The sequence below is a fragment of the Sulfuritalea sp. genome (assembly GCF_031426875.1).
In the GTDB taxonomy this organism is placed as follows: Bacteria; Pseudomonadota; Gammaproteobacteria; order Burkholderiales; family Rhodocyclaceae; genus Sulfuritalea.
In genome coordinates, this window is the sequence record NZ_JASJPC010000019.1 from 12704 (window position 1) to 37821 (window position 25118).

Here is a 25118-nt window from a genome sequence, read left to right on the forward strand (position 1 = left end):
AGAATGCGGCCAATCGATCCCGTATTTCGCTGCCCACGCCATGACCGAAAAGGTTTCGCAACGCCGCCTGCGTTATGGCGAATTCCTCAGCGCCGTGCGCGTCAAGCAGCGCCGCGTGAGCTACCGCGACGTGCATGCCGATGCGGGGCGCAGGCCCAGGCCGCGGCGCTTGCGCCTGCTCGATGTGCATCGCCTGCTGACGCCCTACGTCAGCGTGCGTTTCATGGAGCAGTTGCGGGCCGTGGTGCCGCTGGCGCTGTTCCTCGCCCTGTTCCAGATCGCCGCGCTGCGCGTCGACGTGGAGCAGGGGGAACTGATCACCTTCGGCATGCTGGCGGTGATGCTCGGCCTGATGCTGTTCATGGACGGCGTCAAGTACGGGCTGATGCCGTTTTCCGAGAACATCGGTTTCAATCTGCCGAATCGCGCCGCGCCCGCGGTGGTACTCGGCTTCGCCTTTCTGCTGGGCGGCATCGCGACCTTCGCCGAGCCGGCGATCGGCGCCTTGCGTGCGGCGGGCGGCGGCGTCGATCCCGTGCGCGCGCCCTGGCTGCATCTGCTGCTGACGCGCTATCCCGACCGGCTGGTGCTGGCTGTCGGCATCGGCGTCGGCCTTGCCGTGGTGGTCGGCATGTTGCGTTTCTTCTTCGCCTGGCGCATGAAGACGCTGATCATCGCCACCCTGCTGCCCTGCCTGGTGCTCACGGTGTATGCCGGACTCGACCCGCGCCTGGCGCCGATCATCGGCCTGGCCTGGGATTGCGGCGCGATCACCACCGGCCCGGTGACGGTGCCCCTGGTGCTGGCGCTGGGCATCGGGGTCGCCGCCGCGGCCGGGCAGGAGGACAACCCGCTGGCTGGCTTCGGCATCGTCACCCTGGCTTCGCTGTTCCCGGCGATCGCGGTGATGCTGGTCGGCATCGGCCTGGTGGCCGAAATACCCGACCCCGCTGCCATGCCGCCGATAGTTGGCGCTGACGCCACGGCGGCATGGTGGGATCAGACTCCCGTGGCGGAGCTGATTGCCGCCTTGCGCGCAATCGGCCCGCTGATCCTGCTGCTCTGGCTGGCGCAGCGCTTTCTGCTCGGTGCGGCGGTCAAGCAGCGCAACCTGGTGGTCTACGGCGTGGTGGTGGCGGTGCTCGGCATGGCCTTGTTCAATCTGGGGCTGACGGTGGGCCTGATCCCGCTCGGCAACCAGGCCGGGGCCACCGTGCCGGCGGCCTTCAGCGCGGCGGCGGGCGGCGAGGCGCTGTATCCCTATCCGCTCGGCATCGGCCTGACGCTGATCTTTGCCGTGACCCTCGGCTATGGCGCCACGGTTGCCGAGCCGGCGCTCAATGCGATGGGGGTTACGGTGGAAAACCTGACCGACGGTGCCTTTCCCAAGAAGTTGCTGATCCAGGCCGTGGCGGTCGGCGTCGCGCTGGGCATTGCGCTGGGCGTGGCGAAAATCATCTTCGGCTGGTCGATGCTGCCGCTGTTGCTGGGCGGCTATACGGTCGCGCTGGCCGGAACGCTGTGGTCCAGCGAGGAGTACGTGGCGCTGGCCTGGGACAGCGCCGGCGTCACTACCGGTCCGGTCACCGTGCCGCTGGTGCTGGCCCTCGGTCTCGGCCTGGGCCAGGCGGTGGGCGCCGCGGAGGGCTTCGGCATCCTCGCCATGGCCTCGTTCGGCCCGATCATCTCGGTGTTGCTGGTGGGCCTCTGGATTCGTCGCAGCGCGGAAGTCGCTGCACGGGGAGAAAGCTGGACATGAAACAACGTGACGAAATCGTGGTGCTGACCGATGCGGTGCTGATTACCTGCATCGTGCAGCGCGGTGTGGCCGATACCGTGGTCGATGCGGCGACCGAGGCCGGGGCGCAGGGCGCGACGATCTTCTATGCGCGCGGCACCGGCGTGCGGCAGAAGCACCTCGGCGTGCTCGGCATCACGGTGAATGCCGAGAAGGAAGTGATCTACATCGTCGCCCCGGCCGATCACGCCGATCACATCTTCGAGAGGGTGTTTGTCGCCGCCAAGCTGGATACGCCGGGCATGGGCATGATCTACATGTCGCCGCTGGAAAAAATGGCGACCTACGTGCCGCCCGAAGTCGCCGCGCGCTTCGGTCATCATGACTGAAGACCGGCTGCCGCCACTGCGCGGCGACTACCGCATCATCACCTGCGTGATGCCGGCCGGGCGCGGCGCCGAAGTGCTGGAAGCCCTGCGCCGCGAGCAGGGCGTGGTCAGCGCCAGCATCCACCACGCGCGCGGCATCGGCACCCAGAGCCTGCGCCATCGCGTGTATTCGGATGAGAAGCAGGTACTGACTGCGGTGGTCGCGGCGCAGCAGGGCGATGCGGTGTTCGAGCTGATCTACTTCGCCGCCGGGCTCAATGCGCCGCATGCCGGCATGGTGATGATGGGCCATGCCTTCCGTGCCGCGGGACTGGCGGCGCCGGCACCCGCCGAAGACGTGCAATAGCCCCGCAGAGGATTTACTGCGGAGGACGGTGCGCTTACTTGACCACCGTCACCGGGCAGGGCGCGTGGCGAATCACCTGCGCGGTCACGGACCCCACCAATGCGCTGGTCAGTGCACCGGCGCCGTGCGAGCCCATCACGATGGCCTCGCATTGACGTTCGCTGGCGATGCGGGCGATGCTGGCGGCGACTGGGCCGAGCACCACTTCGGGCACGCAGGCGACACCCGCCGCGTCGAGCAAGGCCCGCGCCGATGTCATGGCGTCGCCGCCGCGGGATTCCTGCATGGCGTCGATTTCACGCGCCGGCATATGGCCGCGGAGTTCCGGCGCATCGATCGGCTCCTGGACGTTGAGCAGCAGGATCTCATAGTCGGCGCAACCGTGCACCATTTGGATGACATGCCGGGCGACGCGGGTGGAATGCTCGGAACCGTCCACCGGGAGCAGTATTTTCATGGGCGAACCTTGATTTTCTGGGATGGCCGAGTTTAGCGCATTCCGGGCACGGCATCGGCGTTGCCGGGGCAGTGCCAATACGCCGCAATCGCTTTCAGGGGGGCTGTTCGCGGCCGGTGGGCTGCTACAATCCGCCGTCAAGAAAAGATTGGAGTGGCAGATGATTGTCTTGCATCGCATGATCGCGTCTCTGGCCTGGGCGGGGCGCCCGCTGTTTCTCGCGGGTTTGCTGCTTGCGGCATCGGCGGCACAGGCCGCTGAGGGCGTCGTGACGTCCCCGGCCTTGTTCGGCATCCCCGTCGATTTCATCCTGTTCGGCGCGACGCTGCTCGGCGTGGCGCTGTTCCACCATTACGTGCTGCAGGTGGCGCTGACTGGACTGGTCACGATCACAACCTACAAGATCCTGTTTACCGGATTCAAGACCGGTGCCGGCATTGCCGGCTTCGGCGCGCACATGGGGCACGAATGGGTGTTGCTGGTGAACCTGCTCGGTCTGCTGGTCGGCTTCGCGCTGCTGGCGCGTCATTTCGAGGACAGCGGCGTACCCGAGGTGCTGCCCAAACTGCTGCCCGAAGGTTGGCTGGGACCCTTCATGCTGCTGGTGATCATCTTCGTCTTGTCGGGCTTCCTCGACAACATCGCCGCGGCGCTGATCGGTGCCACGGTGGCGGCCAGCGTGTTCAAGCGCAAGGTGCATATCGGCTACCTCGCGGCCATCGTCGCCGCCTCGAATGGTGGCGGCGCCGGCTCGGTGGTCGGCGACACGACGACCACCATGATGTGGCTCGATGGCGTCAGCCCGCTCGACGTGGTGGAAGCCTATGTGGCTTCGGCCGTGGCGCTGGTGGTATTCGGCATTCCGGCGGCCTTGCTGCAGCACAAGCACATGGCCATCAGCCGTGATTTCAAAGCTTCCCACCACATTGACTGGGCGCGCGTCGGCATCGTGGTTTTCATCCTGGTCGGCGCCATCGTCGCCAACGTCACCGTGAATCTGAAATTCGCCGCGCTGGCCGAGCACTTCCCTTTCCTCGGCGTCGCCGTCTGGGTCGCGCTGCTGCTCGCGGTGCCGGTGCGCAAGCCGGAATGGAGCCTGGTCCCGGGCGCCTTCAAGGGTTCGGTGTTCCTCCTGTCGCTGGTCACCTGCGCCTCGATGATGCCTGTGGAAGAACTGCCGCCGGCGTCCTGGCCCACGGCGCTGGCGCTGGGCTTCATCTCCGCCGTGTTCGACAACATCCCGCTGACCGCGCTGGCGCTGAAGCAGGGCGGGTACGACTGGGGCTTCCTGGCCTACGCGGTGGGTTTCGGCGGATCGATGCTGTGGTTCGGTTCCTCGGCCGGCGTCGCCGTGGCCAACCTGTTCCCCGAGGCCAAGTCGGTCGGCCAGTGGCTGCGCCACGGCTGGTTCATACCGATTGGCTACGTGGTCGGGTTCTTCGCCTTGCTGGCCATCCTCGGCTGGCATCCGCACGAAAAGCACAAGGATGTGGCGCCGGCGGCGCAGGTGCAGCAGGCCGCACCTGCGGTGACGCCGGCGCCATCCGCAAGGGATACCGCCGCCGGTTCCGCCGGAGGCACAACTCCTGCAATCGGGTCGCCGGGCTACCAGTAGCCGCGGACCTCTCCCGGGATGTCGGCGGCCCCGGGTGAGGGCTCTTGAATTTTTCGTGAAGCGCAGCATCTAAGCCTGCGTGCGTGGGCGCATGTGCGCCACCGACGCCGTTCGCGTATTTCCCTGGAGAACCGCAATGAAACGCATCGTACTGTTTCTGGTCACCAACCTTGCCGTGATGCTGGTGCTGTCGATCGCCGCCAGCCTGCTGGGGGTGAACCGCTACCTGACCGCCAATGGTCTCGACATGGGCATGCTGCTGGGTTTCGCCGGCATCATCGGCTTTGGCGGCGCCTTCATTTCCCTGGCCATGTCGAAGATGATGGCCAAGTGGTCCACCGGTGCCCACGTCATCGACAGCCCGTCGACTTCGACCGAGTTCTGGCTGGTGGAAACCGTGCGCAAGCTGTCCGCCAAGGCCGGCCTGGCGATGCCCGAAGTGGCGATCTACGAGGGCGCACCGAATGCCTTCGCCACCGGTCCGAGCAAGAACAATTCGCTGGTCGCGGTATCCACCGGCCTGTTGCAGAGCATGAGCAAGGAGGAAGTCGAGGCGGTGCTGGCGCACGAAGTCAGCCACGTCGCCAACGGCGACATGGTCACGCTGACGCTGATCCAGGGTGTCGTCAATACCTTCGTCATCTTCCTGTCGCGCGTCGTCGGCTACCTGGTCGACAGCTTCCTGCGTCGCGGCGACAGCCAGTCTTCCGGCCCCGGCATCGGCTACATGATCACGGTCGTCGTCTGCGACATCCTGTTCGGCGTGCTGGCCAGCATCGTCGTCGCCTGGTTCTCGCGCCAGCGCGAGTTTCGTGCCGATGCCGGCGCCGCCGGCCTGATGGGTTCGCCGCGGCCGATGATGGCGGCGCTGCAGCGCCTCGGCGGTATCAACGTCGAGCCCCTGCCGAAGGCCCTGGCGAGTTCCGGCATCGCCGGCGGCCAAGGCCTGATGGCGCTGTTCGCCAGCCACCCGAGCATGGAAGAGCGCATCGCCGCGCTGGCCGCGCAGGGCCGGTGATTCCTTCCGCCCCGCCGCGGTCGGGCATTTTGCCGCGCGCGGCGGCGGGGTTTGCCCTTGTAGCGGCGCCTGTCTGGGCCGCAGGCGCCGAAGTGATCGGGGCCAATCTGCTCTGGCTGGCACTGATTCTGATCAGCGCCCGGCTGTTCGCGCCGCTGGCGCAGCGCCTCGGTTTCCCGGCGGTGCTGGGCGAACTGCTGCTCGGCGTGGTGCTGGGCAACCTTACCTTGCTCGGGGTCGGCGCCTTCGAATCCATCGCGCGCGATCCGGCCGTCGCCTTCATCGCCGAACTCGGCGTCATCGTCCTGCTGTTGCAGATCGGTTTGGAGACACGGCTGGCCGACCTGATCAAGGTCGGGCCGCGGGCTTTTGCCGTGGGTACGGTGGGCATCGTCGTGCCTTTTTTGCTGGGTGCGTATCTGGTGGGACCGTGGCTGCTGCCGGGGCTTTCAGCTCACGCCTACCTGTTCCTCGGCGCCACGCTGTCGGCCACCTCGGTCGGCATCACCGGCCGCGTCTTCCGCGATCTGGGCAAGCTCGACACGCCGGCGGCGCGCATCGTGCTCGGTGCCGCGGTGATCGACGACGTGCTGGGGCTGGTGATCCTCGCCGTGGTCTCCAGCCTGGTGCAGGCCGGCTCGGTCAGCGTCGGTCAGGTCGGCGGCATCATTGCCCAGGCGGTGATCTTCCTCGCCGGTTCGATCTGGATCGGGCGCCTGATCGCGCCGCATTCCAGCCGCTGGCTGGCGCAATGGGATGCCGGCCCCTCGATGCTGTTCGCCCAGGTGCTGGCCACCGGCCTCTTCCTGGCCTGGCTGGCGCATGCCATCGGCCTGGCGCCGATCATCGGCGCCTTTGCCGCCGGCCTGCTGTTCGAACCGGTATTCCTGCGCGACTTCGATCATCCTGCGATCGTGCGCGAAATCGAACCCTTGCTGCCGACGGGCGAGCCCGGCCTGGCCCAGCGCCTGCGGCCGATCCTGCTCAAGCATGGCCGCCATCAGCATGAACACATGATCGAGCCGATCGGCTACTTCTTCGTCCCGGTATTCTTCGTTCTCACCGGCATGCAGGTCGACTTGAAAACCCTGGCCGACCCGGCGGTGCTGGGAGTCGGCGCCGGCGTCACGGTGGCCGCGATTGTCGGCAAGCTGACGGCCGGCCTGGCAGCCGGATCGAACAAATGGCTGGTGGGCTGGGGCATGGTGCCGCGCGGCGAAGTCGGCCTGATTTTCGCCATGGTCGGCAAGCAGCTCGGCGTCATGAACGAGGCAATGTTCTCGGTGATCGTCATGATGGTCATCCTTACCACCCTGATCACGCCGCCGGTGCTGACGCTGTTGCTGAAGCGGCAATGATCCGCCGGCAGGTGGATCGGGCCGCGCCGCTATAATTCGCCGCTTCGTCCGCCGAGCCACGCCGTGTCCGACCGCCTTGCCGTACTGCTCCAGTATCTGCTGCCCAAACAGGCGCTCACGGCGCTGGCAGGTAAATTCGCCGGTGCCCGTGCCGGCGGACTGACGACGGCGGTGATCCGATGGTTTGTCGGCCGTTACGGCGTCAATATGGCCGAGGCGGCGAATCCCGACATTGCGTCCTACGCCAGCTTCAACGACTTCTTCACGCGCCCGCTGAAGCCCGACGCGCGGCCGTTGGCCGCGGCCGATTTCATCTGCCCGGTGGACGGGGCGATCAGCCAGTTCGGCGTGATCGATGGCGACCGCATCTTCCAGGCCAAAGGGCACGACTATTCGACGGCGGCGCTGGTCGGCGGCGATGCCGCACTTGCGGCTCGGTTCGAAAACGGCAGTTTCGCCACGCTGTATCTGAGCCCGAAGGACTACCACCGCATCCATATGCCCTGCGCGGGCCGCCTGTTGCGCATGATTCACGTGCCGGGCGACCTGTTTTCGGTGAATCCGGTAACGGCGCGCGGCGTGACCGGCCTGTTTGCGCGCAACGAGCGTGTGGTTTGCGTCTTCGAGGGCGAGTGGGGGCTCTTTGCCATGGTACTGGTCGGCGCCACCATCGTCGGCAGCATGGCAACCGTCTGGCATGGCGTGGTGAATCCGCCGCGCCCCGGTCATTTGCGGGAGTGGGGCTACGAGAATCGGCAACTTGTGTTCCGGCAAGGCGAGGAAATGGGCCGCTTCCTGCTTGGCTCGACCGTGGTGGTGATGTTTCCCAAGTCGACGCTGGAGTTCAGTGCCGGGTGGGCGCCGCAGCGGCCGATACGCCTCGGCGAGAACATGGGCGCGCGCGCGGCTTAAGCGCCCTTCGCCTCAGGCGGCTTGCGCCAGCCGCCCGGACCGGCGGCGGCCGGCGAATGCCCGACCTATTCTTGCTCGACCCGCATTGCGCCCGGTCCGTCCGACGGGCTTGGCCGGGCGCCTGAAACTCCTCATAAACCACATTCGGTTAGCTTGCTATCTATATTGATTCAATTAAATATTACCCTCACCAAATTCTTCCGTTTCGACGCCTAAGCCCTTGTTGCGTCTGGGGAAAACTTGATTGATTCTTGACCGACATCAAAAAGTGTCATAAAGTGGGATCTTGTGGGAAGTAGTGGGAAATTTTGGCCGGATGGCGGCTCGTTTTCCACCCTGGGGGAGATCCGATGTTCCAAGGTGCGGCGGCGCTGAATCTTGATGCCAAGGGCCGGATGGCCGTTCCGGCGCGGCACCGCGACGCCCTGGTGGCGGCTGGTGAAGGCCGCCTGGTGGTGACCGCCCATCCGCATCGCTGCCTGCTGCTCTATCCGCAGCCTGCCTGGGAACCGATACGCGCGCAGATTCTGGCGGCGTCGAGCCTGCAACTGGAATCGGCCATGGTGCGGCGTCTGCTGGTGGGTTTTGCCGAGGACGTCGAACTCGATGGCGCCGGGCGCCTGCTGATTTCACCGTCGCTGCGCCAATACGCCGGACTGGAAAAGGAAATCTGGCTGGTGGGCCAGGGGCGTCATTTTGAAATCTGGTCGGCCGCCGGCTGGCAGGCTCAGCAGGAGGCGATCTTCGCGGTGGGCGACAAGCTCCTGCCTCCGGGCTTGGAAAATCTTGCGTTGTGAGTGCCCGCTTTGACCGCCAATACCCACGTCAGCGTGCTGCTGGCCGAGGCGGTCGCAGCTCTGGCGATCCGATCGGGTGGGATCTATGTCGATGCCACCTTCGGCCGCGGCGGGCACAGCCGGGCGATCCTCGAATTGCTGGCAGCCGACGGGCGGCTGATCGCGCTGGATCGCGATCCGGCGGCGATAGCCGCGGGGGCCGCGCTCGTCGATCCCCGCTTCACTCTGGCGCACGCGGCCTTCAGCGAATTCGACGCGGTGCTGGACCGCTTCGGCGTGGGGCAGGTGGATGGCGTGCTGCTGGATATCGGCGTGTCGTCGCCGCAATTGAATACGCCCGAACGGGGCATGAGCTTTCGTTTCGATGCGCCGCTGGACATGCGCATGGATACGACGCAGGGGGAGACCGCCGCCGAGTTCCTGGCGCGGGCATCGCAATCGGAAATAGAAAGGGTGGTCAGAGACTATGGCGAAGAACGGTTTGCTCATGCGATTGCAAAGGCGCTTGTTGCTGCTCGGGGCGAGCACGGTATTTCAAGGACAGGAGAGCTTGCCACGCTCGTGGCGCAAGTCGTCCGCACGCGGGAGCCGGGTCAGCATCCGGCGACGCGGACCTTTCAGGCTCTACGGATTCACGTCAATCGGGAGCTTGAGGAGCTGTCGCTAGCCCTGCCCAGGGCCGTTGCACGACTGGCGCCGGGCGGGCGCCTGGCCGTGATCTGTTTTCATTCCCTGGAGGATCGCATCGTCAAACGCTTTCTGCGCGATGCGGCGCAACCCCTGCAGCCGCCCAAGGGCGTGCCGGTGCGCGCGGTGGATCTGCCGCAGCCGGTGCTGAAGCTGGTGGGCAAGGCGACCTTTCCCTCGGCCGCCGAAATTGCCGCCAACCCGCGCTGCCGCAGTGCCGTGCTGCGCGTGGCGCAGAAAGTCGGCGCCGGCGCCGGGCCGACCCAAGACGGCGCCAGTCATGAATCCGGAGCCGTGCCGCGGCGAACTTCCGTCACCCCTGCCGGCGGGCGGGGGCCGGGGGGTGGGGTCGATTAAGTGGTCCGCCTGAATTTCTTCCTGATCCTGATCGTGCTGGCCTGCGCCCTGTCGCTGGTCAGCGCCAATCATCGCTCGCGCAAGCTGTTCACCGAACTGGAAGCGGTGCAAAAACGTATGCGCGATCTGGATGTCGAATGGGGGCAACTGCAGCTGGAGCAAAGCACCGTGGCGGCGCATGTCCGGGTCGAGAAGGCCGCGCGCGAAAAGCTGGGCATGAAACAGCCGGCGCCGGGGCAGATCATTTCCGTCGAAGCGGCGCCGGGGAATTAAGGTGGCCATGAAACCGATCAAATTCAGCAAGAGCCCCCTGCTCTCGGAGCGCCTGCCGCCCTGGCGGCAACGCCTGGTGCTGGTGGTCTTGCTCGGCGCCTTCGGCGTGCTGATCGGGCGCTCGCTCTACCTGCAGGGTTTCAACAACGAATTTCTCGGCGACAAGGGGCGCGCCCGCTTCGAGCGCGTGATCGACATTTCCGCCACGCGCGGGCGCATCACCGACCGCCACGGCGACGTGCTGGCGGTGTCGACGCCAGTACGTTCGATCTGGGCGATTCCGGAAGACGCCCAACTGACGCCGGCCCAGGCGCGCAACCTGGCCGCCCTGCTCGACCTGGACGTGCGCGAGCTGAATCGCAAGCTCGGCTCGGAGGCGGATTTCACCTATGTCAAACGCCAGTTGCCGCCCGAGCTGGCGGAGCAGGTGATGGCCCTGAAGCTGCCCGGCATCCACCAGAAGAACGAATACCGGCGCTACTACCCGGGCGGCGAGGTGATGGCGCACATGCTGGGCTTCACCGGTGTCGAGGACGTCGGCCAGGAAGGCATCGAACTGGCCTTCAATGGCCAGCTTGCCGGCAAGCCCGGCAGCCGCCGCGTGATCAAGGACCGGCGCGGCAATGTGGTGGAGGATGTCGAAAGCAAGCGCCCGCCGCTGGAAGGCAAGGATATCGTCCTCGCCCTGGATTCGAAGGTGCAGTACCTGGCCTACAGCTATCTGAAGCAGGCGCTGGAGCAGCACCGCGCCAAGGCCGGCGGCGTGGTGGTGCTCGATGCCGGCAGCGGCGAAATCCTGGCCCTGGCGAACCTGCCGACCTACAACCCGAACAATCGCGTCAAGCTGGTCGGCGCCCAGCTGCGCAACCGAGCCCTGACCGATACCTTCGAGCCCGGATCGACGCTCAAGCCCTTCACCGCGGCGCTGGCGCTGGAGCAGGGCAAGGTGCGCTTCGACACGCCGATCCAGACCGCGCCGGGCAAGATGACGATAGGCTCGGCAACGATCCACGATGCCCACATGCACGGCACCCTGACCGTCGCCCAGGTGATCCAGAAATCCTCGAACGTCGGCGCGGCCAAGCTGGCCCTGGCGATGAAGGCGGAAGACATGTGGGTCATGTTCGACAGCCTGGGCTTCGGCGCGCCGCTCAAGCTCGGCTTTCCCGGCGAAGTGGGCGGCCGGCTGCGTCCGGTCAAGACCTGGCGTCCGATCGAGCAGGCCACCATGGCCTATGGCCATGGCATTTCGGTGACGCTGATGCAGTTGGCACAGGCCTATCTGGCCTTTGCCCGCGACGGCGACCTGGTGCCGATTTCGCTGGCGCGCCTGGACGTGCCGCCGCAGCGTGGCCGCCAGGTGTTCTCGGCGCAGACTGCGCGCGAGGTCCGCAGCATGCTGGAAATGGCCGTGCAGCCGGGCGGCACCGCGCCTCGGGCGCAGATCGCCGGCTACCGCGTGGCCGGCAAGACCGGCACGGCACACAAGCTGGAAGGCGGCGCCTATGCCAACAAATACATCGCCGCCTTTGTCGGCTTCGCACCGGTTTCCGAGCCGCGGCTGATCGTCGCCGTGATGATCGACGAACCCTCGGCCGGCAAGTACTACGGCGGCGAAGTGGCGGCGCCGGTGTTCGCCCAGGTCATGGCCGGCAGCCTGCGCACCCTGGGCGTGGCGCCCGACGCGCCGCAGAAGCCGCTCCTGATGACTGGCGCCGAGCCGGTCAAGGAAGAGATGTGAGCGCCATGAGCAGCCTTCCCCCCGACCCCCGTCCCGAGGAAGGGGGCGACCATGGCTCGCTGCGCTCGCAGCCAGTTGGCTGCGCCTCCTGGGGGCGGCCCGGCGGAGACGCCATGTCGATACTCGAACAGCTCACCGGCAAAGGTGTCGCGGTGACACGCCTGACCGCCGACTCGCGGCGCGTCCAGCCGGGCGACGTTTTCGTCGCCTTCCCCGGCGCCCAGGCCGACGGCCGCGACTTCATCGCCCAGGCGGTGGCGAAAGGCGCCGCCGCGGTGATCGCCGAGGCCGGCGCGAGCCCCAGCGCAAAAGTTGGCGCTGGCGATCCGCCGATCATCGAGGTGGCCGGGCTCGCGGCGCTTTCAGGCGAGATCGCGCACCTGGTGTACGGCCGTCCGTCCGAGCAACTGTGGCTGGCCGGCGTCACCGGCACCAACGGCAAGACCTCGGTATCGCAATGGATCGCGCAGGCGATGAATGCGCTGCCGTATCTGCCGCCGGGCCGCCCCAAGGCAGATACAGCCAATACTATGGAGTCGCGCAGCGACGAACAGTTGTCACCCCTTTCCATGGGGCACAGGCGGGGTTTCGCGGAGCACTGCTCCGCGCCGCCGCAGCCGGCCGGCTGTGCAAAGCCGGCCGTGGGGCGGGGGCCGGGGGAAAGGCGCCACAAGTGCGCGGTGGTCGGCACCCTGGGCAACGGCTTCCTCGAAGCGCTCGACGAGAGCCCCAACACCACGCCCGATGCCATCACGCTGCATGCGGCGCTGGCCGGTTTCGTCCTCCGCGGGGCCGATGCCTGCGCCATGGAGGTGTCGTCGATCGGCCTCGACCAGGGCCGGGTCAATGGCGCGGCCTTCGATGTCGCCGTATTCACCAATCTGACGCGCGACCATCTCGAGTACCACGGCAGCATGGCGGCCTATGCCAAGGCCAAGGGCAAGCTGTTCCAGATGCCGGGCCTCACCGCCGCCGTGCTCAACCTCGACGACCCGGTCGGGGTCGAGCTCGCCGCAATGCTCAAGAGTCGTCCGGAAAGCGCGGTACGCACCATCGGCTACACGCTGGGCGATGCCGACGGCACGGCCGTCGATGAAATCCTGCGCGCGGAAAATCTGGTCATGGGCGCCGCCGGCATCGGCTTCGAGTTGCGCGGGGTGCAATTCGGCGCGCCCGTGGTCGGCCGTTTCAACGTCTCCAACCTGCTCGCCGTGATCGGCGCCTTGCTCGCGCGCGGCGAGCGGCTGGAGGATATCGCCGCAGCGCTGGGTGGGCTGCAGCCGCCGCCGGGGCGCATGCAGGCGCTGGGCGGCATCGATGAACCGCTGATCGTGGTGGATTACGCGCATACGCCCGACGCGCTCGACAAGGCCCTCGGCGTCCTGCGCGAAACCGCGACGGCGCGCAGCGGCCGGCTGGTCTGCGTGTTCGGCTGCGGCGGCGAGCGCGATCCCGGCAAGCGGCCGCAGATGGGTGCAATCGCGGAAGCGCTGGCCGATCGCGTGGTGCTAACCAGCGACAACCCGCGCCGCGAAGATCCGCAGGCCATCCTCGACGACATCCGCGGCGGCATGAAAACCCTGCCGGAAATCCAGCCCGACCGGGGCCGGGCCATCGCCGCCGTGGTGGCCGCGGCGGACCCGCGCGACGTGATCCTGCTGGCCGGCAAGGGCCACGAGCCCTACCAGGAGATCGCCGGCGCGCGCCATGCGTTCTCCGATCTCGATGCCGCAAAGTTGGCGCTTGCCGGCCGGCGAAGCCGAATCCCCGGCAGACAGAGTCCGGCGCGGCGCCCCCCAGGAGCCGCGCGATGATGCGCCTGCACCAGGCAGCCCAGGCCATCGGCGCCGTGGCGCAGGGTGGCGACGCCGATTTCAGCGGCGTGTCCACCGATTCGCGCAGCATCGCCGCCGGCGAACTCTTCGTCGCCCTGAACGGCGACAACTTCGACGGCCACGACTATGTCGCCGACGTCCTCGCGCGCGGCGCCAATGGTGCCGTGGGCGCGCTGGTGAACTACGAATTCGCCGCGGCCCATGCCGATCTGCCGCTGCTCGCCGTGGCCGATCCGCGGCTGGCGCTGGGCGCCCTGGCGGCGCACTGGCGCCGGCGTTTTGCGCTGCCGCTGCTCGGCATCACCGGCAGCAACGGCAAGACCACGGTGAAGGAGATGTGCGCGGCGATCCTGCGTGCGCATTTCGGTAGCGCCGACGCGGTCTTGGCGACAATCGGCAATCTCAACAACGACATCGGCCTGCCGCTGACCCTGCTGCGCCTGCGCGACTCGCATCGCGCGGCGGTGATCGAAATGGGCATGAACCACGCCGGCGAAATCGACTACTTGACGCGCCTCGCGGCACCCAGCGTGGCGCTGGTGAATAACGCCCAGCGCGCGCATCTGCAAGGACTCGGTTCGGTGCAGGACATCGCGCTGGCCAAGGGTGAAATTTTTGCCGGCCTGGCAGCCGACGGCGTCGCCGTGTTCAATGCCGACGATGGCCAGGCCGACATCTGGCGCGAACTGTCGCGCGAGCGCCGCCAGCTGAGTTTCGGCCTCGAACATGCGGCGGACGTACGCGGCCAATTCGTCAGCCACGGCCTCGGCGGCGAACTGCAACTGGCCACGCCGCAGGGCACGATCACGGTGACGCTCGCCGTGCCGGGCAGCCACAATGCGCGCAATGCCTGCGCCGCGGCGGCGGCGACGCTGGCGGCCGGTGCCGCGCCGGCCGCGGTGAAGCAGGGGCTGGAGCGCTTTACCGGAGTCAAGGGCCGCCTGCAGCGGCGCGCCGGACGCAATGGCGCGCTGGTGGTGGATGACAGCTACAACGCCAACCCCGATTCGATGCGCGCCGCGATCGATGTGCTGGCCTCGGTGCCCGGCAAACGCATCCTGGTCATGGGCGACATGGGAGAAGCCGGCGCCGCGGCCGCCCAGTTTCACGACGAGATCGGCGGCTACGCCAAGAGCCACGGCATCGACCGCCTGCTCTGCCTGGGCGACCTGTCGGCTGCAGCGGCACACAACTTCGGCGCAGGCGCTCAGCACTTTGCGCGCGTCGAGGACCTGGTCAAGGCGCTGCTGGCCGAACTCGAACCGCAGACCACGGTGCTGGTCAAGGGCTCACGCTTCATGCGCATGGAGCGCGTGGTCGAAGCAATCTTGGACGAAGGAATGACGCATGCTGCTTGAACTCGCTCAATGGCTGGCCAGGGATTTCCGCGGCTTCAATGTTTTCGGCTATATCACCTTGCGCGCCGTGCTGGCGACCATGACGGCGCTGGCCATCTCCTTCGTCTTCGGCCCGGCCGTGATCCGCTGGCTGGCGGCCAAGAAAATCGGCCAGTCGGTGCGCAGTGACGGACCGCAGACGCACCTGGTCAAGGCCGGGACGCCGACCATGGGCGGCGCGCTGATCCTGATTTCGCTCGGCGTGTCCACGCTGTTGTGGGGCGACCTGTCGAATCGCTTCATCTGGATCGTGCTGATTGTCACCCTGGGCTTCGGTGCCGTGGGCTGGGTCGACGACTGGCGCAAGGTGGTGTATCGCAACCCCGACGGCTTGTCGGCACGCGCCAAGTTCTTCTGGCAGTCGGTGGTGGGCCTGGTCGCCGCGATCTACCTGGCGTTTTCGATTTCGGCGCCGAACAACGAGAAGGTGGTGCAGTTGTTCTTCCAGTGGGTGTCCTCCGGCTTCACCCTGGAACTGCCGCAGCAGACCGCGCTGATCGTGCCCTTCTTCAAGAGCGTGAGCTACCCGCTGGGCATGTTCGGCTTCATCCTGCTGACCTACCTGGTGATCGTCGGCAGCAGCAATGCGGTGAACCTGACCGACGGCCTCGATGGCCTGGCGATCATGCCGACGGTGCTGGTCGGCGCCGCGCTGGGCATCTTCGCCTATGTTGCGGGCAATTCGGTGTTCTCGAAATACCTGCTGCTGCCCTATATCCCCGGTGCCGGCGAACTGACGGTGTTCTGCGGTGCGCTGGCCGGCGCGGGGCTGGGCTTCCTCTGGTTCAACGCCTATCCGGCCGAGGTCTTCATGGGCGACGTCGGCGCGCTGGCGCTGGGCGCGGCGCTCGGCGCGGTGGCCGTGGTCGCGCGCCAGGAAATCGTGCTGTTCATCATGGGCGGCGTATTCGTCGCCGAGACGCTGTCGGTGATGCTGCAGGTCGGCTATTTCAAATACACCAAGAAGCGTTACGGCGAAGGGCGGCGCATCCTGCGCATGGCGCCGCTGCACCATCACTTCGAGCAGACCGGCTGGAAGGAGACCCAGGTCGTGGTGCGCTTCTGGATCATCACCATCCTGCTGGTGCTGTTCGGCTTGTCCACCTTGAAGATCAGGTAATGGATCTGCGCGGCAAACACGTTCTCATTCTCGGCCTCGGCGAATCGGGGCTGGCCGCGGCTTGCTGGTGCGCGCGGCAGGGTGCGCGGGTGCGCGTGGCCGACACCAGGACGGCACCGCCCTATCTGGACGAATTGCGGCACCGGGTCGCCAGCACCAACTCTCGCCCCGAGTTCATTGCCGGCGAATTCGACAAGGCGCTGCTCGATGGCATCGACCTGCTGGTGCTGTCGCCGGGGCTGTCGGGCGGCCTGATGGTGGTGATCCACGCCCGCGCCGCCGGGATTCCGGTGGTCGGCGAAATCGAACTGTTCGCCCAGGGCTTGCGCGATCTGGGCGGTGCGACCGTGCTGGCGATCACCGGCACCAACGGCAAGACCACCACCACGGCGCTGACCGGACATCTGCTGCGCGCCACGGGCAAGGCCGTCGGCGTCGCCGGCAACATCTCGCCGGCCGCGCTGACCGCCCTGATGGATGCGCAGGATGCCGATGCCCTGCCCGACTTCTGGGTGCTGGAACTCTCCAGCTTCCAGCTCGAAACCACCGAGACCCTGAATCCGGCGGCGGCAACGGTACTGAACATTTCCGACGACCACCTCGATCGCTATATCGATGTCGATGAGTACGCCTCGGCCAAGGCCAGGGTCTTCGATAGTCTTGCGGGCACGCCCGGCGTGCAGGTGCTGAATCGCAACGATCCGCGCGTCTGCCGCATGGTGCTGCCCGACCGCCAGATCATCAGCTTCGGCCTCGATGCGCCGGCCGCCGGCGAGGACTTCGGCCTGCGCCTGAGGCTGGGTGAAACCTGGCTGGTGCAGGGCAAAAAATTCCTGCTGCCGGTGGCGGACCTGCCGCTGGCCGGTCTGCACAACGCGGCCAATGCGATGGCGGCGCTGGCCCTGTGTGCCGCCATCGGCTTCGATGCCGAAACCCTGCTGCCGGCGCTGCGCAGCTTCCGCGGCCTGCCGCACCGGGTCGAAAAAATTGCCGAACTGGACGGCGTCACCTGGTACGACGATTCCAAGGGCACCAATGTCGGCGCCACGGTGGCGGCATTGACGGGACTGGGCGGCACGAATGATCGCAAGATCGTGGTGATCCTGGGAGGCGATGGAAAAGGGCAGGATTTTTCGCCGCTGCTGCCCGCGGTGGTCGAGCATGCCCGCGCCGCGGTGCTGATCGGCCGCGACGGCCCGACGATCGGCGCCGCGCTTGCCGGCGCCGGAGTCGCCGTCGAAACCGCCGACGACATGGCCGATGCGGTGCGGCGCGCCCATGCGCTGGCACGGCCGGGCGACGCCGTGCTGCTGTCGCCGGCCTGCGCCAGCTTCGATATGTTCCGCAACTACGAGCACCGGGCGCAGGTGTTCGCCGCCGCCGTGCGGGCTTTGGAGGGCAGGGCGTGAGCCGGGCCTATGCCGTGGCGGCGAACAACGCGCCGGCCGAACTCGACAACCTGCTGCTGTGGCCGGCCGTCGGCCTGCTGCTGCTGGGTCTGGTGATGGTGTATTCGTCCTCGATCGCGATGGCCGAGGGCAGCCGTTTCACCGGCAACCAGTCGGCGTATTTCCTGTTTCGCCATGCCGTCTTCCTCTGCATCGGCCTGGTGGCGGGCGTGATGGCCTTCCAGATTCCGCTGCGCTTGTGGCAGCAGGCCGCGCCCTGGCTGTTTCTGGCCGGCGTGGTACTGCTGCTGCTGGTGCTGATTCCCCACGTCGGGCGCTCCGTGAATGGCGCCCAGCGCTGGATCGGCCTCGGTCCGGTCAACCTGCAGCCTTCGGAACTGATGAAGCTGTTCGCCGTGCTTTACGCCGCCGACTACACCGCGCGCAAGCTCGGCGACATGGGCAGCTTCCTGCGCGGCTTCGGGCCGATGGCGCTGGTCATGGTGCTGGTCGGCTTCCTGCTGCTGAAGGAGCCGGATTTCGGCGCGCTGGTGGTGATACTTTGCATCGCCACCGGCATCCTGTTTCTCGGCGGCATCAATGCGCGGGTGTTCGCCGTCCTGGTGGTGGTGCTGGCGGTCAGCTTCGTCATCATGATCTGGGTTTCGCCCTATCGGCGCGAGCGCATCTTCGGCTTCATGGACCCCTGGCAGGATGCCTACGGCAAGGGCTACCAACTGTCGCATGCGCTGATCGCCTTCGGCCGCGGCGAGTGGTTCGGCGTCGGCCTCGGCGCCAGTGTCGAAAAGCTGTTCTACCTGCCCGAGGCGCACACCGATTTCCTGCTCGCGGTGATCGCCGAGGAACTCGGCTTCGTCGGCGTCTGCGTCGTGGTCGGGATGTTCGCCCTGCTGGTGCAGCGCGCCTTCGCCATCGGGCGCCAGGCGCTGGTGCTCGGCCGCGTGCATTCGGGCCTCGTCGCGCAAGGCATCGGCATCTGGCTCGGCGTGCAGGGCTTCATCAACATGGGCGTGAACATGGGCCTCCTGCCGACCAAGGGCCTGACCCTGCCGCTGATGAGCTTCGGCGGCTCAGGCATCGTCGCCAACTGCCTGGCGCTGGGAATCTTGTTGAGAGTCGACTGGGAGAATCGACAGTTGATGCGGGGGCAGCAGGTATGAAGACAAAGTTTCGGAGGAGGCTAACTTGCAAAGCAAGTTAAGGCGCGAAGCGCCGGCCGGAACCACCACTTTGTTGGTCATGGCCGGCGGCACGGGCGGCCACATCATGCCGGGGCTGGCCGTCGCCGAGCATCTGCGCGCGCAGGGCTGGCGCATTGCCTGGATGGGCAATCCGAACGGCATGGAAGCGAAGCTGACCGCCGGGCGCGGCTACGAGATGGCCTGGGTGCAGTTTTCGGCGCTGCGCGGCAAGGGCCTGTTGCGCAAGCTGCTGCTGCCCTTCAACCTGCTGCGCGGTTTCGCGCAGGCCTGGTCGCAGCTCGGCCGCATCCGCCCCGACGTGGTGCTGGGCATGGGCGGCTATGTGAGCTTTCCCGGCGGCATGATGGCCTCCCTGCGCGGCATTCCGTTGCTGCTGCACGAACAGAATTCCGTGGCGGGCCTCGCCAACCGCGTGCTGGCCGGGGTGGCGGATCGGATTTTCAGCGGCTTTCCCGATGTGCTGAGAAAAGGCACCTGGGTCGGCAATCCGGTGCGCCCGGAGATTGCCGCCTTGCCGGCGCCTGCCCTGCGCTATGCGCAGCATCAGGGACCGCTGCGGATACTGGTGGTGGGCGGCAGCCTGGGAGCGCAGGCGCTGAACGAGGTCCTGCCCAAGGCGCTGGCGCTGATCCCGGAAATCGAGCGTCCGCAGGTGGTGCATCAGGCCGGCGAGAAGCATCTGCCGCTGCTGCAAAGCCTTTACGTTTCGGCGGGGGTCAAGGCCGATTGCGTGGCCTTCATCAACGACATGGCCGGTGCCTACGACTGGGCCGATCTGGTGATCTGCCGCGCCGGCGCGCTGACCGTGGCGGAACTCGCGGCGGCCGGCGTCGCCAGTCTGCTGGTGCCCTATCCGCATGCGGTGGACGATCACCAGACCGCCAACGCGCGCTTCCTCAGCAAGGCCGGCGCGGCGATCCTGCTGCCGCAGGATCAGCTGACGGCGGAGCGCCTGGCCGAGATGCGCAGCCTGTCGCGCAGCCAGTTGGCGCAGATGGCCGAGAAGGCGCGCGAACTGGCGCGGCCCGAGGCCACGGCCGAAGTAGCGCAGGCCTGCGCCGAATTAGCCCATAAGGGGGCCAAAGCATGAAACACAAAGTCAAACGCATCCATTTCGTCGGCATCGGCGGTTCCGGCATGTCGGGCATTGCCGAGGTGCTCGCCAATCAGGGCTTCGAGGTCAGCGGTTCCGACCTCAGCGAGAGCGCGACGACGCGGCGCCTGGCGGCGCAGGGTATCCGCATCGCGATCGGCCACAACGCGGCCAATGTTGCGACCGCCGATGCGGTGGTGGTGTCCACCGCGGTGCGCGACGACAACCCGGAAGTGGTCATGGCGCGCGAGCGCCGCGTGCCGGTGGTGCCGCGCGCGCAGATGCTGGCCGAGCTGATGCGCATCAAGCAGGGCGTCGCGATCGCCGGCACCCACGGCAAGACCACGACCACCAGCCTGGTCGCCAGTTGCCTGGCCGAGGGCGGGCTCGATCCGACTTTCGTCATCGGCGGCAGGCTGAACTCGGCCGGGGCCAATGCCAAGCTCGGCAGCGGCGAATTCCTCGTCGCCGAGGCCGACGAATCGGATGCCTCCTTTCTGTTCCTCTCGCCGGTGGTCTCGGTGGTCACCAACATCGATGCCGACCACATGGAAACCTATGGCCATGATTTCGGCCGACTCAAGCAGGCCTTCGTCGATTTTCTGCATCGCCTGCCCTTCTATGGCGTCGCCGTGGTCTGCGGCGACGATTCCAACGTGCGCGAAATCATGCCGCGCGTAGCGAAGCAGATCGTCAGTTACGGCATCGACAGCGAGGCCAATTTCCGCGCCGAAGACGTGGTGGCCGACGGCGGCACCATGCGCTTCACCTGCGTGCGCACCAACGGCAAGGTCAGCCGCCTGCCCATCGTGCTCAATTTGCCGGGACGCCACAACGTGTTGAATGCGCTGGCGGCGATTGCGGTGGCCACGGAAGTTGGCGTTGGCGACACGGCGATCGTCCGCGCCCTGGCCGAGTTCCGTGGCGTCGGCCGGCGCTTCCAGCGATACGGCGAGATTGCCTGTCCGGCGGGCGGCACATTCACCCTGGTCGACGACTACGGCCACCATCCGGTGGAAATGGCGGCGACCCTGGCCGCGGCGCGCGGCGCCTTTCCCGGCCGCCGGCTGCTGCTGGCCTTCCAGCCGCACCGCTACACCCGCACGCGCGACTGCTTCGAGGATTTCGTCAAGGTTCTGTCCGGCGTCGACGCCCTGCTGCTGGCCGAGGTGTATGCCGCCGGCGAGGCGCCGATCGTCGCCGCCGACAGCCGCACGCTGATGCGCGCGGTGCGCCTGGCGGGCAAGGTCGAACCGGTGTTCGTCGAAGACATCGCGGCCATGCCCGAGGCCATACTCGGTGCGGCGCGGGACGGCGACGTGGTGATCACCATGGGCGCGGGTTCGATCGGCGGAGTGCCGGGGAAGCTGGCCGATGGCTGAGTCCCTGCGCGGTGTCATGCGCGAACACGAGCCGATGACCACGCATGTGTCATGGCGCGCCGGCGGTGCCGTGGCGCGGGCGTTCCTTCCGGCCGACCTGGCCGACCTCGCCGCGTTTCTGGGCCGTGTGCGCTACGACGAGCCGCTGCTGCTGGTGGGCCTGGGCAGCAACCTGCTGGTGCGCGACGGCGGTTTCGACGGCACCGCGATCTTCACCCATGGCGCCTTGAACATCCTGCGCCGCGAGCCGGACGGCAGCTTCTATGCCGAGGCCGGCGTCGCCTCGCCCAAGCTGGCGCGCTTCGTCGGCAAGCAAGCTTGTGCCGAGGCCGAATTCCTCGCCGGGATTCCCGGCACCGTGGGCGGCGCGCTGACCATGAACGCCGGCTGCCACGGCGGCGAGACCTGGCGCTACGTCGAGAAAGTGCTGATGCTGAACCGCAGCGGCGAACAGGTGTTGCGCGGACCGGAGGATTTCGCCATCGGCTATCGCCATGCCGGGCTCAAGAGCGCCACCGACGAGATCTTCGCCGCTGCCTGGTTCCGCTTTCCGCCCGGGGATGTCGAGGCGGCGCGCGAGCGCATGAAGGAACTGCTGGAGCGGCGCGTGGCGACGCAGCCGCTGCAATTGCCCAATGCCGGCTCGGTGTTCAGAAATCCGCCGGGCGACCACGCCGCGCGGCTGATCGAGGCCGCCGGACTCAAGGGGACACAGATCGGCGGCGCGCAGGTTTCCGAAAAGCATGCGAATTTCATCGTTAATCGCGAGGGCGCGGCGACAGCGAGTGCGATAGAAATGCTAATCGGCCGGATTCAGGCGGAAGTCGCGGAAAAGTTTGGTATCGCCCTGATACGCGAGGTGCGCATCGTCGGCGCCGTGGCGTATCCATCCGGGCACGATGGAGAAGGAGTTTGATGGATTTCGGCAAGGTGGCGGTGATGATGGGCGGCAAGTCGGCCGAGCGCGAGGTCTCGCTGAAAAGCGGGGCCGCGGTGCTGGCCGCACTGCGCTCATCCGGCGTCGATGCACATAGTTTCGATCCACAGGACAGGGCGCTCGAGGCGCTGCATGCGGAAGGCTTCCAGCGCGTGTTCATCGCGCTGCATGGCCGCGGCGGCGAAGACGGCACGCTGCAGGGCGCGCTCGACCTGCTGGAGATTCCTTACACCGGCAGCGGTGTGCTGGCCTCCGCGCTGGCGATGGACAAATGGCGCTCCAAGCTGGTCTGGCAGGCCAGCGGTTTGCCGGTGCCGGACTATGTGGTGCTCGATGCCGCCGGCGACTTCGCCGCGGTTGAGGCGCGGCTCGGCCTGCCGCTGTTCGTCAAGCCGGCCAACGAAGGCTCCAGCATCGGCATCAGCAAGGTCAAGCAGGCCGGCGGCCTGAGTGCCGCCTTTGAACTGGCGGCGCGCTACGACGCCTGCGTGATCGCCGAACGCTATCTGGCCGGCGGCGAATTCACCGTCGGCATTGTCAATGGACGGGCTTTGCCGGTGATCCGCATCGTACCGGCGACCGAGTTCTACGATTACGACGCCAAGTATTTGCGCGACGACACCGAATACAGGATTCCCAGCGGCTTGGGCGAACAGCGCGAAACCGAGATGCGCGACCTGGCCTTGCGCGCCTTCGCCGTGCTCGGCGGGCGCGGCTGGGGGCGCGTCGATTTCATGCTCGACGCCGCGGGCTGCATCTATTGCCTGGAAGCCAACACCTCGCCCGGCATGACCGATCATTCGCTGGTGCCGATGGCGGCGCGTGCGGCCGGCATTTCCTTCCCGCAACTGGTGCTCGACCTGCTCGCGGAGGCGCGTTGTGGCTAGGGTTCGCGCCGGTTCCAATGGAAGTTCGCGCGATCAGCGCGGCGGCGACGGCTTCTGGGATCGGCCGATGCTGATCAACTTGCTGGCCGATGTGCTGCTGCTGGCCGGCGGCGTCCTGCTGGCCTGGGCCGCGACCGTGGCCTTGCAGCGCCTACCGGTGCTGCCGCTGAAGCAGCTGCTGGTGGCGACGCCGCTGGATCATGTCTCGCGCGCGCAGATCGAACATACGGCGCGCAATGCGCTGTCCGGGAACTTCTTCACGGTGAATCTGGAATCCGCGCGCAACGCCTTCGAGCGCATGCCCTGGGTGCGCTCGGCCACGCTGCGCCGCGTCTGGCCGGACGGCATAGAACTGACGCTCGAAGAGCATCGCGCCGCGGCGCGCTGGACGCCGCTGGAAGGCGAGCCGCGCCTGGTCAATCAGCGCGGCGAAGTGTTCTTCGCCGCCAGCGGCGAAGCGCTGCCGGTGTTTGCCGGCCCCGAGGGCTCGGCAGCCCGCGTGCTGGAGCGCTACCGCGAGTTCGGCGCAGGTCTGGCCGCCAGCGGACGCCGGCCGGTGGCGATACACCTGTCGGCACGCGAGGCCTGGCAACTCAAGCTGGACGACGGCGTGGTGCTGGAACTGGGCCGCGATGAGCCCAAGCATCCGCTGGCCGAGCGCGTGCATCGCTTCGCCAGCCATTACGCGGCCGCAGCCAGCGCGGCCGCAGGTCGTCTGCCCGGCATCGCCGTGGTGGATATGCGTTACCCCAATGGATTCGCCCTCAGGGCAAGCAAGAGCTGATGAACCAGATGACCCCCAGCCCCCCCAGCCCCCCTTCCCAAGGAAGGGGGGTGACGGTTGTTCGCGGCCGTTGGCCGCTCCGGGTAGTTGACTTGCAGCCCCCTTGGGACGGCCCGGCGGAGGCTGCATGAAAGAAGCGAAACGCGACCTGATCGTCGGCCTCGACATCGGCACTTCCAAGATCGTCGCCATCGTCGGCGAGCTGGATGCCGAGGGCCGGCTCGGCGTGCTCGGTCTCGGCACCCAGGAATCGACCGGCCTCAAGCGCGGCATGGTGATCAACATCGAGGCCACGGTGAACTCGATTTCGCGGGCCATCGCCGAAGTCGAGATGATGGCCGGCTGCAAGGTGCGCGAGGTATATACGGGCATCGCCGGCAGCCACATCAAGAGCAAGGATTCCACGGGCATGGCCGTGGTGCGCGACAAGGAAGTCACCCAGTTCGACGTCGAGCGCGCCATCGAGGCCGCCAATGCGACCTCGATCTCGGCCGACGACCAGATCCTGCACACGCTGGTGCAGGAGTTCACCGTCGACGGCCAGGACGGCGTCAAGGAACCCATCGGCATGGATGCGCGGCGGCTCGACGTCAAGGTGCATCTGGTCACCGGCGCGGTCACCGCGGTGCAGAACATCGTCAAGTGCGTGCACCGCTGCGGCCTCGAAGTGGTCGACCTGGTGCTGCAGCCGCTGGCGTCGGGCTATGCGGTGCTGACCGAGGACGAGAAGGACGTCGGTGTCTGTCTGGTGGACATCGGCGGCGGCACCACCGATGTCGCGGTCTTCGTCCATGGCGCGATACGCCACACGGCGGTGATCCCGATCGCCGGCGACCAGCTGACCAACGACATTGCGATCGCCCTGCGCACTTCGACCCAGGACGCCGAGGACATCAAGATCCGCTACGGCGTGGCGCTGCAGCAGCTGGCCCATCCCGAGGACATGATCGAGGTGCCCGGCGTCGGCGACCGGCCGTCGACCCAGTTGTCGCGCCAGACCCTGGCCGGCTTCATCCAGCCGCGGGTCGAGGAGATTTTCCAGAAGGTGCAGGAGGAATTGCAGCGCAGCGGCAAGGAACGCCTGCTGCGCGCCGGCATCGTGCTGACCGGGGGCGCGGCACAGATGCCGGGCATGGCCGAACTCGGCGAGGAGATTTTTCACAATACCGTGAAGCTGGCGATGCCGCATTACGACGGCAATTTGCGCGATTACGTGCGCAATCCGCGCTACTCCACGGCGATGGGTTTGTTGCTGGAAGGCGTGGCGCAGCGCCAGCGCGGCATGAAGGCGCAAAGCCCGAGAAGCTTCGGGCAGGTTCTGGCGCGGATGAGGGCGTGGTTCACCAGGAATTTTTGATGCAGTTGGTCTTTTCAGGAGGCGAAA

Annotated in this window: 23 protein-coding genes; 22 read left to right on the forward strand and 1 reads right to left on the reverse strand. The window is 67.1% G+C overall.

Annotated features, from left to right (window positions below; genetic code table 11):
- Positions 1 to 40: 40 nt before the first annotated feature.
- The 3 genes from RMO95_RS08390 to RMO95_RS08400 are packed head-to-tail and all read left to right on the forward strand — an operon-like array spanning position 41 to position 2473.
- The gene (locus RMO95_RS08390) at positions 41 to 1759 is read left to right on the forward strand and encodes a DUF1538 domain-containing protein (protein ID WP_310450162.1); all 1719 of its coding nucleotides are present in this window, start codon (positions 41 to 43) and stop codon (positions 1757 to 1759) included.
- The gene (locus tag RMO95_RS08395) at positions 1756 to 2127 is read left to right on the forward strand and encodes a P-II family nitrogen regulator (protein ID WP_310450163.1); all 372 of its coding nucleotides are present in this window, start codon (positions 1756 to 1758) and stop codon (positions 2125 to 2127) included. The genes RMO95_RS08390 and RMO95_RS08395 overlap by 4 nt, the downstream gene beginning before the upstream one ends.
- Positions 2120 to 2473, forward strand: a complete 354-nt coding sequence (locus RMO95_RS08400) for a hypothetical protein (protein ID WP_310450164.1) — start codon at positions 2120 to 2122, stop codon at positions 2471 to 2473. Before RMO95_RS08395 ends, RMO95_RS08400 begins: the two co-directional genes overlap by 8 nt.
- 34 nt (positions 2474 to 2507) lie before the next feature.
- Here RMO95_RS08400 and RMO95_RS08405 read toward each other — a convergent pair whose 3' ends face one another.
- Positions 2508 to 2930, reverse strand: a complete 423-nt coding sequence (locus RMO95_RS08405) for a universal stress protein (RefSeq protein ID WP_310450165.1) — start codon at positions 2928 to 2930, stop codon at positions 2508 to 2510.
- A 160-nt stretch (positions 2931 to 3090) separates the two neighbouring features.
- On the opposite strand from RMO95_RS08405, the gene RMO95_RS08410 reads away from it, so the two are divergent.
- The 19 genes from RMO95_RS08410 to ftsA all read left to right on the forward strand — a co-directional run bounded on the left by RMO95_RS08410 (position 3091) and on the right by ftsA (position 25091).
- On the forward strand, positions 3091 to 4545 hold the full coding sequence (locus RMO95_RS08410) for a citrate transporter (protein WP_310450166.1): 1455 nt from the start codon (positions 3091 to 3093) through the stop codon (positions 4543 to 4545).
- A gap of 136 nt (positions 4546 to 4681) precedes the next feature.
- Complete coding sequence (gene htpX, locus RMO95_RS08415; RefSeq protein WP_310450167.1) at positions 4682 to 5563, forward strand: protease HtpX; 882 nt, start codon at positions 4682 to 4684, stop codon at positions 5561 to 5563.
- Positions 5564 to 5655: 92 nt separating this feature from the next.
- Positions 5656 to 6921 (forward strand): cation:proton antiporter, encoded by a 1266-nt coding sequence (locus RMO95_RS08420; protein ID WP_310450168.1) that lies wholly within the window; start codon positions 5656 to 5658, stop codon positions 6919 to 6921.
- A 63-nt stretch (positions 6922 to 6984) separates the two neighbouring features.
- Positions 6985 to 7833, forward strand: a complete 849-nt coding sequence (gene asd / locus RMO95_RS08425; protein ID WP_310450169.1) for an archaetidylserine decarboxylase — start codon at positions 6985 to 6987, stop codon at positions 7831 to 7833.
- A gap of 350 nt (positions 7834 to 8183) precedes the next feature.
- Complete coding sequence (mraZ, locus tag RMO95_RS08430) at positions 8184 to 8630, forward strand: division/cell wall cluster transcriptional repressor MraZ (RefSeq protein ID WP_310450170.1); 447 nt, start codon at positions 8184 to 8186, stop codon at positions 8628 to 8630.
- 9 nt (positions 8631 to 8639) lie between these two features.
- Positions 8640 to 9674, forward strand: coding sequence for a 16S rRNA (cytosine(1402)-N(4))-methyltransferase RsmH (rsmH, locus tag RMO95_RS08435; RefSeq protein ID WP_310450171.1), 1035 nt, complete (start codon positions 8640 to 8642; stop codon positions 9672 to 9674).
- Complete coding sequence (gene ftsL, locus RMO95_RS08440; RefSeq protein ID WP_310450172.1) at positions 9675 to 9947, forward strand: cell division protein FtsL; 273 nt, start codon at positions 9675 to 9677, stop codon at positions 9945 to 9947.
- 7 nt (positions 9948 to 9954) lie between these two features.
- On the forward strand, positions 9955 to 11688 hold the full coding sequence (locus RMO95_RS08445) for a penicillin-binding protein 2 (protein ID WP_310450173.1): 1734 nt from the start codon (positions 9955 to 9957) through the stop codon (positions 11686 to 11688).
- A 5-nt stretch (positions 11689 to 11693) separates the two neighbouring features.
- Positions 11694 to 13502: a UDP-N-acetylmuramoyl-L-alanyl-D-glutamate--2,6-diaminopimelate ligase gene (locus RMO95_RS08450; RefSeq protein ID WP_310450174.1), complete on the forward strand. Its 1809-nt coding sequence runs from the start codon at positions 11694 to 11696 to the stop codon at positions 13500 to 13502.
- Entirely contained in the window at positions 13499 to 14881 is a 1383-nt protein-coding gene (gene murF / locus RMO95_RS08455) for a UDP-N-acetylmuramoyl-tripeptide--D-alanyl-D-alanine ligase (protein ID WP_310450175.1), read from the forward strand. The genes RMO95_RS08450 and murF overlap by 4 nt, the downstream gene beginning before the upstream one ends.
- Positions 14871 to 16040 (forward strand): phospho-N-acetylmuramoyl-pentapeptide-transferase, encoded by a 1170-nt coding sequence (mraY, locus tag RMO95_RS08460; protein ID WP_310450176.1) that lies wholly within the window; start codon positions 14871 to 14873, stop codon positions 16038 to 16040. Before murF ends, mraY begins: the two co-directional genes overlap by 11 nt.
- Entirely contained in the window at positions 16040 to 17449 is a 1410-nt protein-coding gene (gene murD / locus RMO95_RS08465; protein ID WP_310450177.1) for a UDP-N-acetylmuramoyl-L-alanine--D-glutamate ligase, read from the forward strand. Before mraY ends, murD begins: the two co-directional genes overlap by 1 nt.
- Positions 17446 to 18609, forward strand: a complete 1164-nt coding sequence (gene ftsW / locus RMO95_RS08470) for a putative lipid II flippase FtsW (RefSeq protein ID WP_310450178.1) — start codon at positions 17446 to 17448, stop codon at positions 18607 to 18609. The genes murD and ftsW overlap by 4 nt, the downstream gene beginning before the upstream one ends.
- Positions 18610 to 18688: 79 nt before the next feature.
- The gene (murG, locus tag RMO95_RS08475) at positions 18689 to 19741 is read left to right on the forward strand and encodes an undecaprenyldiphospho-muramoylpentapeptide beta-N-acetylglucosaminyltransferase (protein WP_310450324.1); all 1053 of its coding nucleotides are present in this window, start codon (positions 18689 to 18691) and stop codon (positions 19739 to 19741) included.
- Positions 19738 to 21126 (forward strand): UDP-N-acetylmuramate--L-alanine ligase, encoded by a 1389-nt coding sequence (gene murC, locus RMO95_RS08480; RefSeq protein ID WP_310450179.1) that lies wholly within the window; start codon positions 19738 to 19740, stop codon positions 21124 to 21126. Before murG ends, murC begins: the two co-directional genes overlap by 4 nt.
- A complete protein-coding gene (gene murB / locus RMO95_RS08485; protein ID WP_310450180.1) occupies positions 21119 to 22042 on the forward strand; it encodes a UDP-N-acetylmuramate dehydrogenase in 924 nt (307 codons plus the stop codon). The genes murC and murB overlap by 8 nt, the downstream gene beginning before the upstream one ends.
- Complete coding sequence (locus tag RMO95_RS08490) at positions 22042 to 22950, forward strand: D-alanine--D-alanine ligase (protein WP_310450181.1); 909 nt, start codon at positions 22042 to 22044, stop codon at positions 22948 to 22950. Before murB ends, RMO95_RS08490 begins: the two co-directional genes overlap by 1 nt.
- Positions 22943 to 23734, forward strand: coding sequence for a cell division protein FtsQ/DivIB (locus tag RMO95_RS08495; protein WP_310450182.1), 792 nt, complete (start codon positions 22943 to 22945; stop codon positions 23732 to 23734). Before RMO95_RS08490 ends, RMO95_RS08495 begins: the two co-directional genes overlap by 8 nt.
- A gap of 127 nt (positions 23735 to 23861) precedes the next feature.
- Positions 23862 to 25091, forward strand: coding sequence for a cell division protein FtsA (gene ftsA / locus RMO95_RS08500; protein ID WP_310450183.1), 1230 nt, complete (start codon positions 23862 to 23864; stop codon positions 25089 to 25091).
- Positions 25092 to 25118 lie beyond the last annotated feature (27 nt).

Excerpts from the sequence above, each read along its gene's own strand:
- RMO95_RS08390 (WP_310450162.1), top strand. The coding sequence starts at position 41 with ATGACCGAAAAGGTTTCGCAACGCCGCCTGCGTTATGGCGAATTCCTC.
- RMO95_RS08395 (WP_310450163.1), top strand. The coding sequence starts at position 1,756 with ATGAAACAACGTGACGAAATCGTGGTGCTGACCGATGCGGTGCTGATT.
- RMO95_RS08400 (WP_310450164.1), top strand. The coding sequence starts at position 2,120 with ATGACTGAAGACCGGCTGCCGCCACTGCGCGGCGACTACCGCATCATC.
- RMO95_RS08405 (WP_310450165.1), bottom strand. The coding sequence starts at position 2,930 with ATGAAAATACTGCTCCCGGTGGACGGTTCCGAGCATTCCACCCGCGTC.
- RMO95_RS08410 (WP_310450166.1), top strand. The coding sequence starts at position 3,091 with ATGATTGTCTTGCATCGCATGATCGCGTCTCTGGCCTGGGCGGGGCGC.
- htpX (WP_310450167.1), top strand. The coding sequence starts at position 4,682 with ATGAAACGCATCGTACTGTTTCTGGTCACCAACCTTGCCGTGATGCTG.
- mraZ (WP_310450170.1), top strand. The coding sequence starts at position 8,184 with ATGTTCCAAGGTGCGGCGGCGCTGAATCTTGATGCCAAGGGCCGGATG.
- RMO95_RS08445 (WP_310450173.1), top strand. The coding sequence starts at position 9,955 with ATGAAACCGATCAAATTCAGCAAGAGCCCCCTGCTCTCGGAGCGCCTG.
- RMO95_RS08450 (WP_310450174.1), top strand. The coding sequence starts at position 11,694 with ATGAGCAGCCTTCCCCCCGACCCCCGTCCCGAGGAAGGGGGCGACCAT.
- murF (WP_310450175.1), top strand. The coding sequence starts at position 13,499 with ATGATGCGCCTGCACCAGGCAGCCCAGGCCATCGGCGCCGTGGCGCAG.
- mraY (WP_310450176.1), top strand. The coding sequence starts at position 14,871 with ATGCTGCTTGAACTCGCTCAATGGCTGGCCAGGGATTTCCGCGGCTTC.
- murD (WP_310450177.1), top strand. The coding sequence starts at position 16,040 with ATGGATCTGCGCGGCAAACACGTTCTCATTCTCGGCCTCGGCGAATCG.
- murG (WP_310450324.1), top strand. The coding sequence starts at position 18,689 with ATGGCCGGCGGCACGGGCGGCCACATCATGCCGGGGCTGGCCGTCGCC.
- murC (WP_310450179.1), top strand. The coding sequence starts at position 19,738 with ATGAAACACAAAGTCAAACGCATCCATTTCGTCGGCATCGGCGGTTCC.
- murB (WP_310450180.1), top strand. The coding sequence starts at position 21,119 with ATGGCTGAGTCCCTGCGCGGTGTCATGCGCGAACACGAGCCGATGACC.
- RMO95_RS08490 (WP_310450181.1), top strand. The coding sequence starts at position 22,042 with ATGGATTTCGGCAAGGTGGCGGTGATGATGGGCGGCAAGTCGGCCGAG.
- ftsA (WP_310450183.1), top strand. The coding sequence starts at position 23,862 with ATGAAAGAAGCGAAACGCGACCTGATCGTCGGCCTCGACATCGGCACT.